The 18,222-nt window shown below is 46.6% G+C and carries 12 protein-coding genes and 1 pseudogene; 7 read left to right on the forward strand and 6 right to left on the reverse strand.

The window, feature by feature from the left end; genetic code table 11:
* The first annotated feature begins 602 nt into the window (after window positions 1-602).
* Window positions 603-980 (forward strand): PaREP1 family protein, encoded by a 378-nt coding sequence (locus KN1_RS10480; RefSeq protein WP_221287478.1) that lies wholly within the window; start codon window positions 603-605, stop codon window positions 978-980.
* Window positions 937-1,308, forward strand: a complete 372-nt coding sequence (locus KN1_RS10485; protein ID WP_221287479.1) for a PaREP1 family protein — start codon at window positions 937-939, stop codon at window positions 1,306-1,308. Before KN1_RS10480 ends, KN1_RS10485 begins: the two co-directional genes overlap by 44 nt.
* A gap of 359 nt (window positions 1,309-1,667) precedes the next feature.
* On the opposite strand, the gene KN1_RS14790 is transcribed toward KN1_RS10485, so the two are convergent.
* Complete coding sequence (locus KN1_RS14790; protein WP_225905656.1) at window positions 1,668-2,105, reverse strand: IS1096 element passenger TnpR family protein; 438 nt, start codon at window positions 2,103-2,105, stop codon at window positions 1,668-1,670.
* 766 nt (window positions 2,106-2,871) lie between these two features.
* On the opposite strand from KN1_RS14790, the gene KN1_RS10495 reads away from it, so the two are divergent.
* Window positions 2,872-4,809 carry a DEAD/DEAH box helicase gene (locus KN1_RS10495; protein ID WP_225905657.1) on the forward strand — a complete coding sequence of 646 codons (1,938 nt, stop codon included), beginning with the start codon at window positions 2,872-2,874 and terminating at the stop codon, window positions 4,807-4,809.
* A 642-nt stretch (window positions 4,810-5,451) separates the two neighbouring features.
* Here KN1_RS10495 and KN1_RS10500 read toward each other — a convergent pair.
* A complete protein-coding gene (locus KN1_RS10500) occupies window positions 5,452-6,273 on the reverse strand; it encodes a hypothetical protein (RefSeq protein ID WP_420857167.1) in 822 nt (273 codons plus the stop codon).
* Window positions 6,274-7,396: 1,123 nt separating this feature from the next.
* Window positions 7,397-8,296: an energy-coupling factor transporter transmembrane component T family protein gene (locus KN1_RS10505; protein WP_221287481.1), complete on the reverse strand. Its 900-nt coding sequence runs from the start codon at window positions 8,294-8,296 to the stop codon at window positions 7,397-7,399.
* A gap of 1,220 nt (window positions 8,297-9,516) precedes the next feature.
* Between KN1_RS10505 and KN1_RS10510 the strand changes: the two genes are divergently transcribed.
* Window positions 9,517-9,963: a DUF973 family protein gene (locus KN1_RS10510; RefSeq protein WP_225905658.1), complete on the forward strand. Its 447-nt coding sequence runs from the start codon at window positions 9,517-9,519 to the stop codon at window positions 9,961-9,963.
* Between the two features lie 13 nt (window positions 9,964-9,976).
* Window positions 9,977-10,714 carry a hypothetical protein gene (locus KN1_RS10515; protein WP_221287482.1) on the forward strand — a complete coding sequence of 246 codons (738 nt, stop codon included), beginning with the start codon at window positions 9,977-9,979 and terminating at the stop codon, window positions 10,712-10,714.
* Window positions 10,715-11,387: 673 nt separating this feature from the next.
* Here KN1_RS10515 and KN1_RS10520 read toward each other — a convergent pair.
* A pseudogene (locus KN1_RS10520) lies at window positions 11,388-12,443 on the reverse strand (ISNCY family transposase).
* Window positions 12,444-12,820: 377 nt separating this feature from the next.
* Between KN1_RS10520 and KN1_RS10525 the strand changes: the two are divergent.
* Complete coding sequence (locus KN1_RS10525) at window positions 12,821-13,513, forward strand: hypothetical protein (RefSeq protein ID WP_221287484.1); 693 nt, start codon at window positions 12,821-12,823, stop codon at window positions 13,511-13,513.
* Here the strand turns inward: KN1_RS10525 and KN1_RS10530 are convergent.
* Window positions 13,454-15,793, reverse strand: coding sequence for a hypothetical protein (locus tag KN1_RS10530; protein WP_221287485.1), 2,340 nt, complete (start codon window positions 15,791-15,793; stop codon window positions 13,454-13,456). The genes KN1_RS10525 and KN1_RS10530 overlap by 60 nt on opposite strands.
* 111 nt (window positions 15,794-15,904) lie before the next feature.
* The gene (locus KN1_RS10535) at window positions 15,905-16,378 is read right to left on the reverse strand and encodes a DUF973 family protein (RefSeq protein ID WP_221287486.1); all 474 of its coding nucleotides are present in this window, start codon (window positions 16,376-16,378) and stop codon (window positions 15,905-15,907) included.
* A gap of 493 nt (window positions 16,379-16,871) precedes the next feature.
* On the opposite strand from KN1_RS10535, the gene KN1_RS10540 reads away from it, so the two are divergent.
* Entirely contained in the window at window positions 16,872-17,429 is a 558-nt protein-coding gene (locus KN1_RS10540; RefSeq protein ID WP_221287487.1) for an SPW repeat protein, read from the forward strand.
* Window positions 17,430-18,222: the final 793 nt, after the last annotated feature.

Here is an 18,222-nt window from a genome sequence, read left to right on the forward strand (position 1 = left end):
TTACAGACCCGCTGCATTTTCAGTTTATCTTATTGAGCTTTTTAACTGTTGATTATACACATCGGATAAAATTAAATACTACAAAAAAGGCTAGTAAGGCGGACAACGAGGGGGTTATAACTTTACTCTAATTAAATAGGATGTCTAACCCGCATCTGGTTATCTATTCATAGAATTGTAGTAATTTGAGAGAGATGATTTTAATCTGCGATGGAAACTTGAGCGACCCCGTAGTGTCACATATTACCCTGCCATAGGTTACACCCGGAATTTCACGGAAACCCGTTATCGTTGTTAAAGGCCTTTCCAAGCAAAGGTTCAGGGGTAGGTATTTCCCCCGTTTGCCTCACCCGTTTGCCGTGATGTGTTTAGCCCTTATTTTATACCTATACATTAGAGTGCGGTTAAATCGTTATCCAAAAAGTATCCGGAGTTTACAGTGTATAATACCAAAAACCAAAAAAAGAAGAAAAGAGGAGAGGAGAAATACCGGACTCCGCTGTCAAATAACGTTTACTATTTTTCGTTGTAGAGCGTTAATAGGCGGTGGGCGGGGAGAGTGTACTATAAAGGTTTAATCCCCGTTTTACCTACTTTATCACATGGAGATAAGTATAAGTGCTGAAGTCTATTACGAAGAGGCTGATGAGTTGTTATCTAGGGGTGACATTGTACAAGCGTGTGAGAAGTATTATAAGGCTGCTGAGGAGGCTGTAAAGCTGTTGGTCGTTGAGAACGACCTGAAAGAGGTAATAAAAGAGGTGAAAGAACAAGGTTGGGACTCAAAGTCCTTAAATGACGCTGTTACAGAACTGTCTTATAAGCTCGGGGACGATATAATAGACATGTGGTCCTCAGCAGTGGTGCTGTTTACTGCGAGGGAGTATTTAGACAAAGACTTAATAGAATACTATAAAAGGTCTATCAAGATGTTAGTTGAGAAAGCCAAGCAGGGATTTAATCTTACGGTTCCTAAGTGAGGCTGATGAGTTGTTATCTAGGGGTGACATTGTACAAGCGTGTGAGAAGTATTATAAGGCTGCTGAGGAGGCTGTAAAGCTGTTGGTCGTTGAGAACGACCTGAAAGAGGTAATAAAAGAGGTCCAGACTAAGGGGAGGTGGGACGCCGGGAACTTATTTAAGGCCTCCAGATTATTGCGGGGCAGGGACCCGCGCGTCGCCAACTGGTGGAGGAGTGCGTGGGTACTTCACGTAGACGGTTTTCACGAAATGAGCTTAAGCGAAAAGGAAGTGAGAAAGCTGAAAGAGGACGTAAGGGAGCTGGTAGCTTACGTCACTGGTAAGTAGCCTCGTCATTATCGATAGTCCTGCGCCTGACTCTACTCTGTTTAGTCCCTCCTAGCGGTCACTCCTCCTTAGACATGTGTAAAGACTCACCGGACTTGATGGGTCATACAGTCGCCTTTTCCATATCCTGGTTCCCGACATAACCGCAGATGCCGGTCCTCGGTGAGTTCGGGATAAACCCGGAACTCCTGTCCCTGCGTTTATGTTTTATCAGGCATTCTTTACAGTAAGTCGACCTCTCTACCTCGTTTCTTGACTCTAAGCACTCATAACATAGGTATTCCGCCGGTTTCCCTGCAACTGACGCACTCGTACTCAGGCCTATCGTTCCTCCCTAAAATATAAATGTTTTCGCCCTTCTACTTAGCCCCGTCTACCACACGTAGCGTGAGTTCTGTACTGATACCGAAGTCATACGTGTAGCCGAACTCAAGGCCCTTATGTAAGATATCGGAGAGTTTGTCTTTTGCCGTAATAACTCCCTCGTCGTCTCCAAACGAGTTGTCCGTTATTTCGTCCGCCTCTCCGTCAGGGCTGACGCTCTCACCGCCTATCTCGAACTCGCTCAGGTGACCGCAACACTCTACCCAGATGTCCCTGAGGAACTTGTCCAAGTCTTCTAAGGTAAGCGATGATGGGACTGCTATGTACAGCCAGTATTGGGGGAAATAATTGTCCTTTATATGCAATATAAACCCGTCTAATTCTCCGCTAAGTACCTCTTTCACCTTATCACATGACCTGAAGTGCCTCAGGGCTGACTCAGGGCTGAGGTAGTGGTAATACCCTTCCCGCATAATAAACATTTCCCGCGGTATATCATTAAGAAGGTATACTTATCTAAATACACGACAAAATATATTTCTAGTAACATTTATCGGAAAAGTAAGAGTGTCGCCATTGAGCTATAAGGTATCTCCACAGTACTCACGGCATATTTAGCCCTTGTCACACACGTAGTCCGGGGGGGGGGGGGATAAGGTATATTGCACCCTGGTTTATAGCTTAATACGATACCATGGGAAAAGCCGACCAACGATTTACGTAAAATAGTTGTGTCTGATATACCTTAGCTAATCAGCAGTACACTACTATCTAATTCTTAGCTCAAGCCCTGAGTCCTAAAGTATTTAATATAAAACGAGGTGTGTGTAGAGACGTAAGTTTTTGGGTAATACTCCACTACCACGATTAGTATTTATTGAAGAATTGTGACAGCTGAATTTACCTTGGACACTCATGTATACACGTGTACTCCATCCTCGCTATCCTTTCCTCCTAGTTAAATACTCAGGAGTAAGCTTAAGTCATCAATTTAGCTACTGCACCCCTATTTAGAGTATGCCGACGGAAGGGTTTTAGCGTAACGCTACACTATTTTTCAACAAGTACCAGTAGTTTAACTAGTCATAGTAGCCCTACCTTCTACCCCTTACTTAACAGTGGTTATGACGCCTCCAGTCCTCGATAACAGTCTCCTTACCACCGTCTTCAGCCCGTCTCGGCGTGTCCCTGAAGGTCCTAGCCCATATACCTTATTAACACCCCCTTATACTATAACATGTGGAGAAGTCACTCTTCGACATATTCTTTGAGAATTACACTTACGGTAACAACTACTTGGTCACCGCCCCCACGGGTACCGGGAAGACCCACATAGCCAAGCACTTACTCACTAATACTGATGAGGTCGTAGTCTACGCTTCCCCGTTAAAGGCACTCTCTAGGGAGGTGTACAAAGCGATAAAGGACAAGAGGAAGGCCAAATATGTTGACTCAGACGTCTATGAAGAAGACCTCTCCAACGTAGACGCTGAGGCCCTGCTTATGACTTACGAAAAGCTGGACTCTACCATAAGGCATAACTACAGGTGGCTGAGGAGGGTAAGCCTCATAATCGTAGACGAAGTCCATAACGTGGAGTCTGACAGGGGGCTGGCTATCGAGAACATAGTACTCTGGGCAAAGGCTAATAGTGTCCCTATCGTCGCCCTGAGTGCTACAGTACCCGACGTGGACAAGTACGCTAAGTGGCTATCAGCTACGCTATTGAAATACGATAAGAGGAGCGTACCCCTACACGAGTGTATAGCCTACCCCTACGTCATGAGGTGTTTCGACGACAACAGGGTCTTCTCCCTCGGTAGGAGGGGGCTGAGAAACGTCAAGCTGGACCTCCTGCTGGGTATTTTAGACTGGGTCATTTCCATTAATAAGAACGCCCTCGTCTTCGTAAAGAGCAGGGCCTCAGCCGAGAGGCTCGCAGACACCCTCACCAAGTTCGATGTCCCGGCCCAGCCCTACCACTCAGGACTACCTTATGAGACCAGGGAAAAAGTCCTCAACGACTACACAAACAATAAAGTGAAAGTACTCGTCTCGACTACCGCACTGGGCCAGGGCGTAAACTTACCCGTCTACGCTGCTATCTTCTACGACGTCTCTTTGCCGGAGAGTGACGAAAAGGGTGAGTTTAAGGGGTGGAGGGACTTAGACCCCTCAGAGTTTAAACAGATAGCGGGGAGGGCGGGCAGGAGGGGGTTTGACAACGAAGGGTATGCTATAGTCATAGCCGAGAGCGCTAGGGAAATGGAAAGGATAAGGCAGAAGTATTTCTCCAAGGAGGTAAACGGGGGCGTAGTCACTACCCCTTACACGCTGGAAAACTTAGCCTTAGGGGTGATCGCGTGGGGGGAGGGGATGGGCAAGGACGAAATCGATAAGGTGGTAAAGGGGAGCCTGAAGTTCCACGACCGTGACGTAAGCCCCGCTTTGTCGACTTTAGAGAAGGAGAACTTGGTAAGGGAAGAAGCGGGTAGCGTTTACCTCACCGAGCTAGGGAGGGCGGTGGCACTCAGCTACATAGACGTGGCGAGCCTTAAGGGGTTCCCGGTAAACGTAGACGACTTTGACCCCCTCTCTGTCATATCCTCTTCCCCTGAAGTGTTGCAAGCTTTAAGGGGGTGTAATGAAGGCAAGGAGCTCCTCAGGAGGTGGGCTAACGGCGAGGACATCCTGGACGTGTGTAAGAAGCTTACAGCTAAGGACATCGAGGAAGTCCTGTCTAACGCTAGGTGGATAGCGTTTGCCTTGTACAGAGTGTTAAAAGCCCTGCACAAGAAGACCGACGAAGTACGGGACCTCTATATGAGCCTGAAATACGGCGTACCCCCTGCGGGTATACCTTTAGCTGAGAAAAAGCTCCACCGCGGAGTAGTGATGAAGCTCTTGGCAATGGGCGTCAAGGGCCCGGAGGAGCTCTGTGTGGTCTCGGGCCTTAAGGAGGTGGAGAGGGTACTTACTACGATGGCCGTCGAGGAGTTGACCTACTGTACCCCTTACCTGCTGAGGTTAAGTGAGTTCGTAAGGGAGAACTACGGGAAGGAAATCGACAGGGTTGACAGTGTGGTAAAGCAGTTACTCCACATTGGTGTTTTATATAGGGAGGGTGATAAGATCAAGTGGAAGGAGTATAAGGTGATGACCTCGGGAAATACATGACCGGTGATTAGGGTCTTGAGTGCTGAGCTATGAAGAGGGTTAAGAGGCTACATACGCTTCCGCCTATAGCGGGGCTGTGTTTGCAACCGTGGAAGTGTTCGTCCGTGTCTTGACTTACCCTTATTTCTACTTACTTTTAGCCCTGCTAAGTACACGCTATTGGGGCCGTACGCGGTCAACCCTTACGTAGTGTAATATTATGTGTTGTCTCTTATTGATTTATAGATAGAATGAGTAAATAAATAAAGGAATGAAAAAAAAAATATCCCATATTTTCTAGTTTAAATTTTCAGATTTTAAAGATTTAACGTAAGATTAGGCTTTAGTGTTAAGGAGAGTGTTCAAGGTGACACTGAGATATCGTGATTTCTCAACAAACCCTGGCAGGTACACGACACGGGGTAATACTACATGAACATAAACTGGTTACGATAATATCGAGAAGTAGTTAAAAATAGTTGCGTCATAAAAAAGCTACGGTCTGATATGGCTTAAAGGACGCTGTAAATGAGCTGACTTATTTTTGACCGCAGTAGGGACATTTCAGTCCCCCCCTTACAACCCCTTTTAGGTACTCGTAAGGGCCTAGCATACGCCGTCGAGCTAGGCCGGGCAGTGCTCTATATAGGTGTACAGCATGACTCAGACGATGTGGGACGCTATGACCTCCACGCCCTCCTGTTTGAGCTTCCTCCAGACTTTTTTGTCCACGAAGTTGGCTACCACGAAGACCTTTACTTCTTTGCCCTTGTACTTTGCGGAGAACAGCTTCTTCCTGATTATGACCTGGTCGTACGTCCCCTTATCTGCGAAGTTTTTGATCTCGAACACGTAGACGTGGTCGTTTGTCTCATAGAAGTCCACCTCAAATTCCTTACCCTTATCTATTATGCCTTCGTCGTCCACCATAGTCCCGTGCACGACCTTCTTAGGGTCTATACCGTGGAGTTCAAGGCTCTTCTTATAGAGGTGTAACATAGCTTTCTCTATACCTTTTCCTGCACGGTTAGTAAAGCCTCCTAGCTCTATACCGAGCCTATCGACCCTCCTAGTGAGCTTGATAACAGCCTTCTGGAGCCGTTCAATAGCCTCTCCTCGTTTCTGTATTGCCTCTTGTAGTGAGGCTATTGCTTCTCCTTGTCTTTTTACTTCTTGCTGTAGTGATATGATGGCTTCTGTGTGTTTGTTGACTGTTTCTGTCAGGCTTTTTATTGCTTCTCCTTGTCTTTTTACTTCTTGTTGTAGTGACGCTATTGCTTCTGTGTGTTTCTGTACTGTCTCTTGTAGTGCTTCTATTGCTTTGGTGTGTTTGTCTACTGTCTCTTGTAGTGAGGCTATTGCTTCTCCTTGTCTTTTTACTTCTTGTTGTAGTGACGCTATTGCTTCTGTGTGTTTCTGTACTGTCTCTTGTAGTGCTTCTATTGCTTTGGTGTGTTTGTCTACTGTCTCTTGTAGTGAGGCTATTGCTTCTCCTTGTCTTTTTACTTCTTGTTGTAGTCCTTTGACTTCTTGTTGTAGTGACGCTATTGCTTCTGTGTGTTTCTGTACTGTCTCGGTGAGTTTTTGTATCGCTTCCCCTTGCGTCTTTACCGTCTCTGTCAGTGCCTGTAATGTTTCCGTGTGTTTGTTTACCGTAGTCCCTAGTGACTCAATTGCTACAGTGTGTCTCTTCACCTCCTCTTGCAACGACTTGACACTCCCAGTGAGCTCTTCCAGCTTCTTTATCACCAGCTCGTCTTTAAGCTTCCCGTAGACCTTCTCGGCGAGTAATGAGAGTAACTGTGGGTTGTTAAGTATCTCATTTATGATGTCCTCTCCCATATTTATTCAGATCAGTAGACTAAGTTAAAAATTAGACTGGATCGAAAGTACACGACCGGACAGCCTTAGCCCCCATTTAGGCTATTTTACTCCCCCCCCCCCCCCATCACGACCTAGTGCGGGGACAGCCACATTACGAACGGGTCAGTGGCCCTCCATACCTCGGATCTATGGGCTCATGTCCATACTACTTTTGCCCCCTTCCCCAATACATACACCAAGTGTTTTAAAAGGCCTAAAGCCCGCCCTTTACTTTTTGCCCTACTCCCAGTACGGGTTAGAGGAGGTCAAGTCCCCGTCGAGCTTTGAGCCCGGGTGAGTTAACGGCTCCTGCACCGGCCGTGTCTGTATTACCAGCTCGGCTAATACGTTTTATACCCGGCCAGTTTTTAAAGGGCGACACCACGTTACCTTAAGGCCGGTATGTATACACGCCACAGGAGGGCGGGAGCTCCCCTTTAGCGTCCAACTAAGGATACGCTAACTGAGTATATGTAAGGGAGCTAGCTTTACCACTGACAGTGTCTTACGTAAGACCCCCCCGTCGGCGTGTCTTAAACTTTGTATGGCCATTACCTACTCCGCGGTCGGGAGCCGGGACTCTGAGTGTTCAGCAAAAATTAAGTAAAGTACCCACGTTAATGTTTGGGGTAATACCCCAACCCAGCCGTCAATTCCTCTCCGATAAACCCTCCACGAAAAGCCATTTACCGTCAAAACGCCCCCACGGCAAAGAAGGCCCCTGTCGACGCGGGAAAAGCCCGGCTCACGACTGGAGGACGTAGGCTAACACCAAGGCTAAAACGCATATCGCTAATAGGAGGACGTCTAGCCACGTTAACCCTTCCCTGACCACGCTCGTCCTACCCCTCATAGCCCTGAAAGCCCTAGTGTCCAGCGATATAGCCAGGCTCTTCGAGTTCCTGAGCAGGTAGACTATCGCGGGGAGGAACACCAGCAACATAGCATATATGTAATAGAAGGGCCTTAGGACCACGTTCTTCCTGTACCCCAACCCCCTCACTAACTGCAACTTAAAGGAGTCGTCCATCTGCCTCAGAGCTTGCGGTATCGCCTTGAGGAACACAGCTACGATAAGCGTGAGCTCCAGCGGCACCCTCAGCCTGCTGAAACTCCTCATTACCTCCGAAGTCGTCGTAGTACTTATGAAGATGAAGCCCAGCATGGTAATGTAGATGACCTGGTCGTTAAGGCCGAACAACAGGCCGATCATTAAGTCCTGTAACGAGACCACAGGGTAATAGTGGAACACCTTCACTATGAAAGGGGGCCACACATAGAGGACTGGTGAGCCCTGCCCGGGGTAGTAGATGGTGTTCATCGTACTCCACGCCGTGACCACCACGTAGAAGCCGACGTACATCAACAGTGGCTTGACCTTGTCCCTGAGGGCTATAACGCCGAGGGCGAGGAAGGACAAGGGGAGGGCAAACCCCAACAAAGTGTCGGAATGAAACTTCAACCTTATAGTACTGTAAACGATAAAGAAGGTAAGCAGGGCCAGCAGCTTCACTAATGGGTCTACTTTCAGCCGGGTCCCCCCGTACCGTGTGAGCTCCGCAAGCCCCCCGTAGCCGAGCTTCACAGCTAGCCACAGCACTGTTATGTATACTGCTATTAACAGCAAGACGGAGAAGTAAAACATCTTGTGGTAAAGCGACTCCGAGGTAAAAAAGGTTTTGAGACGCGGCCGTGTCGGGGCTGTGGGTGGGCTATTTTACGTTAATAAGGCTTTCCTTTCCCTTTTTTATTTCTGTTTTTTATTTAATAGTCTACATAAGCTGAGGGGTTGGCTTAACGCCCACCGGGTCTTTTTTTAACGCTGATAGGGACTATCATAACTTTTTATGTCGAGCTCCATTACGAAAATGTCGTCCCCGCCCCCACCGGTGCGGGTAACGCCCTAAGGGTGGTTACGCAAATGTGGGCGATGTCGTTGGGCTTAAAGGAGTCACATGACCTCTACAGCCGAGCGGTCGAGGACTAAGCCCCCATCCCCACTAGGTCATGATTAGTAAATAGTCGAAATGGAAGTGTAGGGACAAACAGTTAGCCACACCGCTTAACTCACCGGCCGCAGCTACCGCTTTCGGTTCTTTATAACCGTTACGGAAAAGCCGTCCAGCCACATATCGGCGAAGCCCGTTTGCCGCTTCTATTTCGGCCGTTTTATAGCCTTTCCCACAGTAAACGCGGAGGGTGGATGACGCCTGTGGGTACATAGCGTACCTAGTCGCCTCGGTAACTTAGCCCACTTTTAATACCTTAAGTTAAGACTCGTCCCTAGACTATTATGAATAAAGGCTATACCTCCAATCACGACCTAGTATGGGGACTTTAGCCCTCCCGGTTAAGGCAAACTCGCGAAAGACGCCTTTATCTCCCCACAGAAAATATGTAACGTCATAAGTCATAATTATAAAAAATGACAGTGGTGTGGTCTTACGCAAATGGTCTTACGCAAAAAACCCTCGCCGCGGTATGTCTTTGCTGACCTTGCGTGCGCTATTACATACCCACGGTCGGTGTTTGGGCCCTTAGGTATTTAACGTAAAATTGACACGGGTAGTCACGTAGTGTACAAGTTAACTTCTACTGCTACGATTTTTCCGATAAATGTTATACGTGGTAGTGCGGGGGGGGGGGGGGCTCATACAGTTCTCAGTTAAGGGGTGCTCTAATAGGCCTCTTTTTAAAGAGGGATATTTCTATTTAAACATTTAGTTATATATAAATTTAGGATAGATGTTTAAACCCACAACGTAAAAGTTATTAAACATTGCCAAAAAAGGATAAGACGATATCACGTGAAAAATAAACAAAAAATTTATATAGATATTCATCCCCTATTAGTATGAGAAAAACATGATGTCACTCAGAAAAGCCTTAAAGGCTAAAAGGAGCAAGAAAGGTCTAAGCGGTGCAGTAACTGCTCTAATCCTTGTGATCGCCAGCGTGATCATCGCCTTAGTCGTAGTAGGTTTCGCCTTCGGCTTATTCGGTGCTTTAGGCGGGACACCCACAGTCACACAAGTAGGGACTGGGTCACTAACTGGATCACCCAGTACTGGTTATACTGCCACTATAGTGTTACACTCGACCGGTACCGTACAGATTGAGTCAGCTAGCATAGTAGGGACTAACGTAAGTGCTACTGGTGCTACCTATACTCTGTCTGCTGGTCCAAACACTATAACATTGTCTTTCCCTAGCGGAAACGGGTTTACCCCACAACCCGGTAGCACATACCAGATAAGCTTAGGTTTAAGCGACGGTGCTACTGTACAAGTAGCTGTAAGCTACACAGGTTAAGCACACTAGGGGTTTGATAGGCACGAAGTTAGTATCTGTTTTTTTAATGTTCCCCCTCCTCTTCGTAGCGTTCCCTTTCTTACCTCATTTAGCTTATTCCCTCTCCCCGTCTTTTACTCCGGGTGACTTCCTACTATATAACCAGACTGTGACAAGTGTTTTCCCTAACGGTACCGTTTACCACATCTACGAGTTCTACTTACAGCAGGTCGTCAAGGTTTTCCCTAACGGTTCCATGCTGGTGAACACGACGATCTATGACGAGAACACTTCTTCTTACCTTCCCCCGGTAATGTCTATCGATAATGCTTCGCATCCCAAGGTCTTCATGTATATCAGCCCGAGCCTGTTAGGTAAAGTGGCGATTTACAGAGACGGTAGTGATCTGATATATAACGGTACGGAAGACGGGCTTTATGTGTACTATGATGCCTACGCGTTACAAGGAGTCAAGTTTATATACATTATCTGGGTCAACAAGACCGGTGTCATATGTCGTTTTCAGACCCTACAGATAGGTGCAGGCGGGGGGTTAGTAGGTAATACTACTGCGGTACTGTGGTTATCTAACCTTTATAATAAGGGCGTAGTGATCCCAAAGTTCCTCTCTACTTATACTAAGGCTAATGTGGTCACTTATAGTGTATCTAACTTTTTAGTCTTGGCTCAAGAAAAGTTGCTCGAGGTCTACAAGTATATAATATTTATAGGCGTGTTTTTGATCGTGTTGATATTACTTTTTAGGAAATAGATGTGGAGTAATAGGTCGTAGCTATTAGGCTTAGCTTTATGAGGGCTATGGCTGGGAGGTACACTCCTTTAGGCACCTAAACTACAAAATAGTATCGACCGGTGCTATGACAAGTATAAAGGATTAAACTTAGAGGCGGTCTTACTTTTAACTATACCGCCGTTTTACCTAAGACCTTATGTCGGCATATTTTTACCGGCTTGGACGTGTGACATTATTCTACGATTAAAGGGCTCAGAACCCAAAAACTAGACATAAAATAAGGTATAGGGGTTATACGTAGCGTTTCATTGTATTGTTCAGCTGACGTGACTTTTAGATGAACACTATACCGGGTATATAGTCAAATGGTAAAACTTACTCGTCCCAGACGTGATTAGGACCTATACTAAATACCTTAACTTATTGGGACTACTATAAGGGCTACAAGGATCAACTAAAGAGTTCCTGAAAGCCTCCATTTAAACCTTTATTAGCGGAACCCTAAGCTTACACCGCAACTTTTGTCGTGTCATAGAAGGGGGTTTGGCTCATAGTATATGTTATAATCGCAAAGGGGTCATGTATAAACCGCCTGAGTTTACCGATGTCGAGAAAGAGTTAAGTAGAGCGAATTACGGATCAAGGTTTTATTGCAAAAACCGTAGCAATAGAAGTTAACCTGAATAGCACTTTACGGTTTTCTCTTCCTTCTGAACGTTTTTTTGATACCACCTGCTTCACGGTAGATAATTTTTATGAGCCTGGACAACCTCTTTGCTCCGAGGTCCAGACCCGTGGAGTACTTGAAGCACTGGACCGCGAGGAGGGAGAGGGCCTTCAGGGCCACGAAGCCCGTGTTCCTGACCCAGGTTAGGAAGGAACCCCTCTCCAACCCCAACGATTCGAGCTCCCTTATGAGGGCTTCAATGTCCCAACGGTCCCCCCACGCCGTGGTGACGTCTTCTGGTGTGTCGTGTAGGTCGGTCGAGGAGGAGTACCCCCTCCCTTGACTTCTATAACCGCCTACTACCAATAACTTGATGGGAGTGCCTAAGTACTCCACGAGGTACTCCCCTTGGGGGAACTCGCCAACGGGCACGGACCTGCCACCCTCGACGACCCGTGCGTTGGACTTGAGCTCCCCCACAATGTTCTCCAAAAGAGTCCTAGAGTCCACGTACCACGAGTCGAAGACTATAGCCTTCACGTTAAAGCCAGCGAGGGAGGGCAAAAACTCCAGGAAGGCGTCGATCTTAGTCTTGAACTTCACCTCCTCACCCCTCCTCCTGAGCTCTTCCTCCACCTTTCTAGGTACGTAAGGGGTGGTGTTGACTACAACTCGTTGTTGGTCAAGTCCTTGACCCCTATTACAAGGAGCTGGGTCGAGGGCTCGAACTTCTTGTGGGCCCTGCAGTAGAAGGCTTGTGTCCCGTCCCTTGAGACCGGCATAGCTCTGGCGTAGGGCTTGTGGTCGTGGGTGTCGTCCACTATGAGGAGGACAGGGTGGTCCCCCACCAAGTCCTTCACTACCTCGGTCAAGCTTGTACTAGCTGTCTAACCCCTTCAGCACGGTCTCGTAGTGCGTCCCCGCCTCTTGGGCTATCTCTGTGGCGTTCCCTCCCGTGACAGCTCCCAACACTAGCCTCCTTGCGACGTCCTTTCTTACCCCAGTGAAAGACTGGACTACCTCGTTGACTGCCTCCTCAAGTGCCTTGTAGTACTCCCCCCTTACCTTCCCCTTGGTCATACCAAAATTAATCGCCATAATTCTTAAAATGTTTTCACGGTTCGCTAACCTTGTCAGGATTTTCCGATAAAAGCTACCTGAACACTACGAGACCGCTTACATCCGTTTTGCATCAAATACCTAAGGACTCAAACACTATCCGTGGCTATGTAATAGCGTACACCGGGTCAGCAAAGACATTCCGTAGCGAGGGTTTTGATAAAACGCTAACCTATGTGCGTGAAGAGCGGCTGCTGTCTCGCCTCCACGTTAATCTGTGAAAAGGACGGTGGTCAGGACTAGCTACGGGAGACCTTAAAAACCTCCAAGCTCAGCCGACATAACGGCGAAGACGGTTTAGAGTAAAATTAAAAACCTAAACATCAACATTCTATATTATGTTACCCCTCGTGCTATTTTCCGTATTGTTACTCCATAACGGTTCTTTGACCCACCCGGTCTTCGTGGAATACCAACAGATTATACACTTTTACACTGTCGGTGAGACCGTCTACGGGCTAGTAATAGAGAACATATCTAGAGTATTCCCTAACGGAACTGTCTGCTTTGAGTACTATAACATAGACTTAAACGCCTCAGAGTATATAGGCCCCCTAATAGTCTATAATAACTTGTCACAGCCCACCTCTTTATACCTCTTTAACGGTGTGGGTAATAGTACGGTATACCGTGCTGGTGAGTTCACCCTCTCGGGAAAAGACGGTAACTATTATGTCTACAAAAACGTACAATACCAAGGAAGAGTACAAGTGGTGACTTACTACTATGTCAACCAGACCGGTGTACCGTATAAGATAGTCTTCCTCCAGTACGGTTCTAACGGCGAGTTGGTAGGGAACACGACTTACGTACTCATAGCTTCGAGCATTATCAACCCTAACGAGGGGCTGTACTTCCCCCTGGGCCTCACTAGAGTGAGCAACAACTTGAGTATAGGGAGGGTCTCTTATGCGTTCGGTTACCCGTTAATTGACGATGTCTTTACCTCGCTACTGGTTGTTTCTGTCCCCTTACTTTTCGCGTTTAAAGTATTCAAAAAGTACCGTAAGGAAGACGGCAAAGTTAAGTAATATTAAGGGGAGGAGGTCGGGGTTTTTAGGCTTTACTACCTTTCCCGCGACTATGTTATAGGAGATGCTTGGTACGGTGACGTTGGCGACGGGGAAATAGACCGCTTCTACGTCATGTGGTGGAGAAAGGTGTATATCCTGCTGTGCCAACTCATAAGGTATTGCTTCTATCCCTAGCAGGTAGTCGTCGCCAGACCCGCTACTGGACACCGTCAACTTACCGTTAAGGTACACCTTAACCCCTAAGTCTACTACCCTCAGGGGCCCTACAGTAGAGAAAGCCTTAGTATACGTCCCGTTACTTACACTGATCACCCCACCTTGGGGGTATTGGACGTAAGACAATATGACGCAGTAATACCCTTTCCCCCAAGGTACCTCTACTGTTTCAGAAGCCGGAGGTGAGACTTGGATTAGTGGTGCACCGGGGAAGGTGTTAACGATAGACTGCGAATAAGGCGTGATCGTGATGGTACATGAGAAGCCCCCTAACCTCTGCACGGGTACCTCCACTGAGTAGTTGTTGTAGATGTCCCATAGTAAGTACTGTTTCCCACCGTTTATTACGCCCGCGAGGAATTTAGGGGGAACGTGGACGTAAGGTGGGACTACTGCAGTGTGGGGCGGAACCAGGGACAAGTTCTCTGGGTATGAGGCCAGGATATAGACACCGTGGGAGGTGAACTCTTCGCTGAACTGTGTGTTTTTGAACACGTATATCCCGTTTGTGCAATACACCTCCTTAAACCCCCCTACGTGTCCGAAGAACTTAACGAGGTCTGGCTCGTTGGTCACTACGAACTGTACACCGTAAAATGAGAGGACTGTACTTACGTTAGTCGTGTTGTAGAAAGGTAATAATGTTGCGCCCGGTAGCCCGGCGAATGGTTCTTCTGGGTATATTTTCCCGTCATACACTATGGGCTGGACGTATAAGGCTACTTTCCCCTGGGCGTGTCCTTCGAGGTATGAGGCCACTTTGTAAAGGGGTGGGGCTACCGGGTAAGGTACATAGTTCCCTGAATAGTCACCGCCGTTAAATGAGGTAAAAGAGGAGGTGAGTTGCGCGGTGACTATGAACACTAAGAAGAGGACTGCCAAGAGTTGGGACTTTTTGTGGTGTGTGAATACATCGTCTATGAAGACCCCCATTACTGTACCTGCTAAGAGGAAGAGCGCCCCCGGTATGACCTCTTCGACGTATGTGGGCAGGAATATCCACATGTAAGGGAAGGCTGGGGTGTTTATTAAGGCGTTATTGATAAAGTACACTAAGTTCATGGTAAAGGTCTTGCCGAAAAGGGTTATAGTAGAAGACTCGACGACTACGACCCCCATGTAGACTAACAGTATAAAAGGTATTGAACTTTTCCTCAGCTTACCGAAGTAGTACGCTACACCGAGGACTACGAACGCGGGTAGTAACAAAGAGAACAAGTAAATGTACTGGTTAAAGTAGAAGGTGACCAAGGGCCTGAAGACGCCTACTCCCCTCAAGTTGTATAGGAACGGGTAAGTATAGTAGTTTAACCAGAGTTGCTGTACCTCGATGGACGTCCCCAGCCCGTTATATACGCTACCCTGCAGGAAGAGGCTAACGAAAGTCCTTATGTTCAGCCCGAAGTATATAGGTATAGCGAGGAGGAAGGTCTTGACGAACTTGTAGTCCCTCACCTTATAGAGGGCAAACGCTAAGGCCGTGAGTGCGGTGTAAGCAAACCCCCTGGGGTCTGTAGTGGTCAGTGAGGCGACCAGCGCGAGGAGTATAGCGCTTTTGTACCCCGGCTTGGTACTGGCATAGTCTAGTGTTGCTAAGAGTGACGGGTAGAGGGCTACAAAGGTTGAGTAGTCTAACCAGTAAGTGAAGTACATGAACGAGGGTGAGGCGACGAACATGAACGCAGTTACGGTGGATACCACGTAGGTCGTGATGTTTACTTTACCCGTGAGCTTCCTGACGAAGTATTTTACCGAGAAGTAAATGGAGATGAATCCTAAAAAGACCGGGTAGGCGTAACTTAGCTTGTCTACTATTTCTGAGGACAAGAAGTAGGAGGACAAGTAGACCGGCAGGTCAGGGTTGTCCATTATGAAGAGGAGGTTGATGACGCCGTCTGAGACTAACTGTGGTGGCGTACTTATGAGTTGCGGGTAGGAGTCCCTTACGTATATTAAGCCCGGTGATAAGATAGTCTTCCATAGTATTGAAAAAGTGCTCAGGGCTGCGAGGAGTACTACCGATAAGGCCTCGACATACGCCCTCTTTTTCATTGTTTCCATATATTTAATGGTGAGTATTAAGTATTTAAGGTTAAAAAAGTCAGCTGAATTATGGAGTAGAATAGAGAAAAAGGATCTCTGTTGTTGCACGACGTAAAGATACAGTTAAAATTACAATACGGTGTAGCCCGTGTATTGTACCGCTACTTGAACTGTGGAACCATCGCTCAGCCCAACGCTTATCTGGTATGTGGTACCGGGCTGTGGGTTAAACCCGTTTCCGGTAGGGAATGTCACGGTTATTGTGTTAGCACCAGCTGTCAGTGATGTGGAGCCCTCAACAACCCCGCTGTCAGATGTGCCTACTAGGGATACACTCTCTATTGAGACCGGGCCGCTAGTGTGTAGTGTGAAAGTAGCTTGGTAATACTGGAGTTGACCGTTAGTATTGGTCACGCCTTCCATGGACCCGCTCCCTACTTGTGTGACTGTAGGTGTGCCGCCTAAAGCACCGAATAGACCGAAGGCGAAACCTACTACGACTAGGGCGATGATCACGCTGGCGATCACGAGGATTAGAGCAGTTACTGCACCGCTTAAACCTTTCTTGCTCCTTTTAGCCTTTAAGGCTTTTCTGAGTGACATCGATCTTATTTAGGCTTTCTTGTCTATATATATTTTTCTATCCGCAGTTAACGTTCTATCTTTATTCCTTATATTCTGTTAGATTTACCTTAGCTGCTCCTATTTAGTGGGTGGTTATAATGTGTAAGACCTAGAGGTGTTTAACATATTTCCTCGGCATGGTATAAGTTAACCTTTTCTGGGCCCTCGGGATCCAACGCAAGACTGTGTATATATACTAAAAAATAAGTATTTGGTGTAACAGTATGCGGTCACTGTTTTTCCAGTGAATGAAAGCTGGGGCCCTCCTGCCCTGCCACGTTTTTAGTAGGTCTCCAAAAGGTCTGGGCTTGTCACCCCGCGCTATTATTGTTCGTTTAAACGTTTGTGTATGGCCCGGCGTGGGTTTGTCTTTCTAGGACGTTCTATATTGACACTGTTTAACTTTTTAATGTCGTTTTTCAGTCTACTACTATAATATAATTTTAAATTCGAGCACGCTAATTGTAAAATTATGGCAAGTAGGAAATTAAATATAGATAGGAGGACAGCCATATACGGTATAGTGTTCTCGGTAGCCTCTTACGCTTCTGCAGCGGTGCTAGCGCTGAGTGTAGGTGCATATGCATTAAGCTCCTTTTTAGACCCGTTAGTGACACTAACAGTGCCGCTTATCCTGATCTCTATTGGTCTTCAGGCTATGAACAAGAAGTTCAGCGTAATATTCCTGACATTGGTTAACGCCGTACTCTACGCGTTGACCGGGCTACTCTTTATGGTCCCAACCTTGGTAGTCGCGGGTGTAATAGATGAGTTGGTGTCATGGGTAGTGGGGTACAGGGGATTAAAGGCAGTAATGACAAACACTACTATAGTAGGTGGGCTGGTGGGGATCCTCAGTGTGGTCTTTGGTATACTTATGGTAGGGTTATACGGTACTATACCGTTTAACGATTTGCTGATAGCTTATGCAGTTTTCACGGTCATTTATTTTGTGGAGAGTGCTGTCATGGGGCTCATCTCGTTTAAGATAGGGGATTACTTAATAAAGTCCGGAGTTATTAAGTCATGACCTATTTTTCACCTTTCTTTTTATAAAATATGTATATTTTCCCTATTTATTAATTATAGTTAAAGATAAATAAATAAAAAATAAGAATAAAAAGGAAAAGGAATAAAAAATAAAAACCCAACTGTTTTTCTTAAAACATATTTATAAGCCGTTTTACCTACACTTTCGTTTCGATCGTGGCTGAACGTAATGTTTAGTCCTCAACCACCTAGCTGTAACGGGTCATGGGACTCATTCGAGCCTAACTGCACGGGCTTGCACCTCCACCGCCTTCACCATCTTGAGCATAGCCCACATCACAATGAGGGCCGCTCTTACCACGGACAGGGTTTGAAATAGTACAAAAAGGATTTCTACGTATACGAAAAAGGTTCAGCCCCTGCGTTATCCTCACTACTCAGGAGCAAAGTCATTCATCATTAAAAATTATGTTAAGTACTCCCCCAAATAATTTAGGGCTCGGTAAATGTGCTTTTGAAGCGACTGAGAGTACGCATACTAAGCGTGTATTTAAATATAGATGTACAAGCCGGTTAATAAAGGGTAACTGTGTCGTTAGTGTAGGGCCAAAAAAATCGTTAAGCAAGGGAATTAACGTTGTCCTTTAGTCCTTAGCGGTGTATAATTTAAAAATTGTGGCGAAGCCCGAAGAGGTGTGAAGCAAACACGGCAAAACGGGACATAAGCCTCTACCCTTTGTTATCCCCTACAAGGGTCAAAACCATGAGGCCACATAAAACCCCCGGTCAAGTAAGTAATAAGACTGTCGTTAAAAGCCCGACAAGGCGTTATC

The organism is Stygiolobus caldivivus, from assembly GCF_019704315.1.
Lineage (GTDB): Archaea > Thermoproteota > Thermoprotei_A > Sulfolobales > Sulfolobaceae > Stygiolobus > Stygiolobus caldivivus.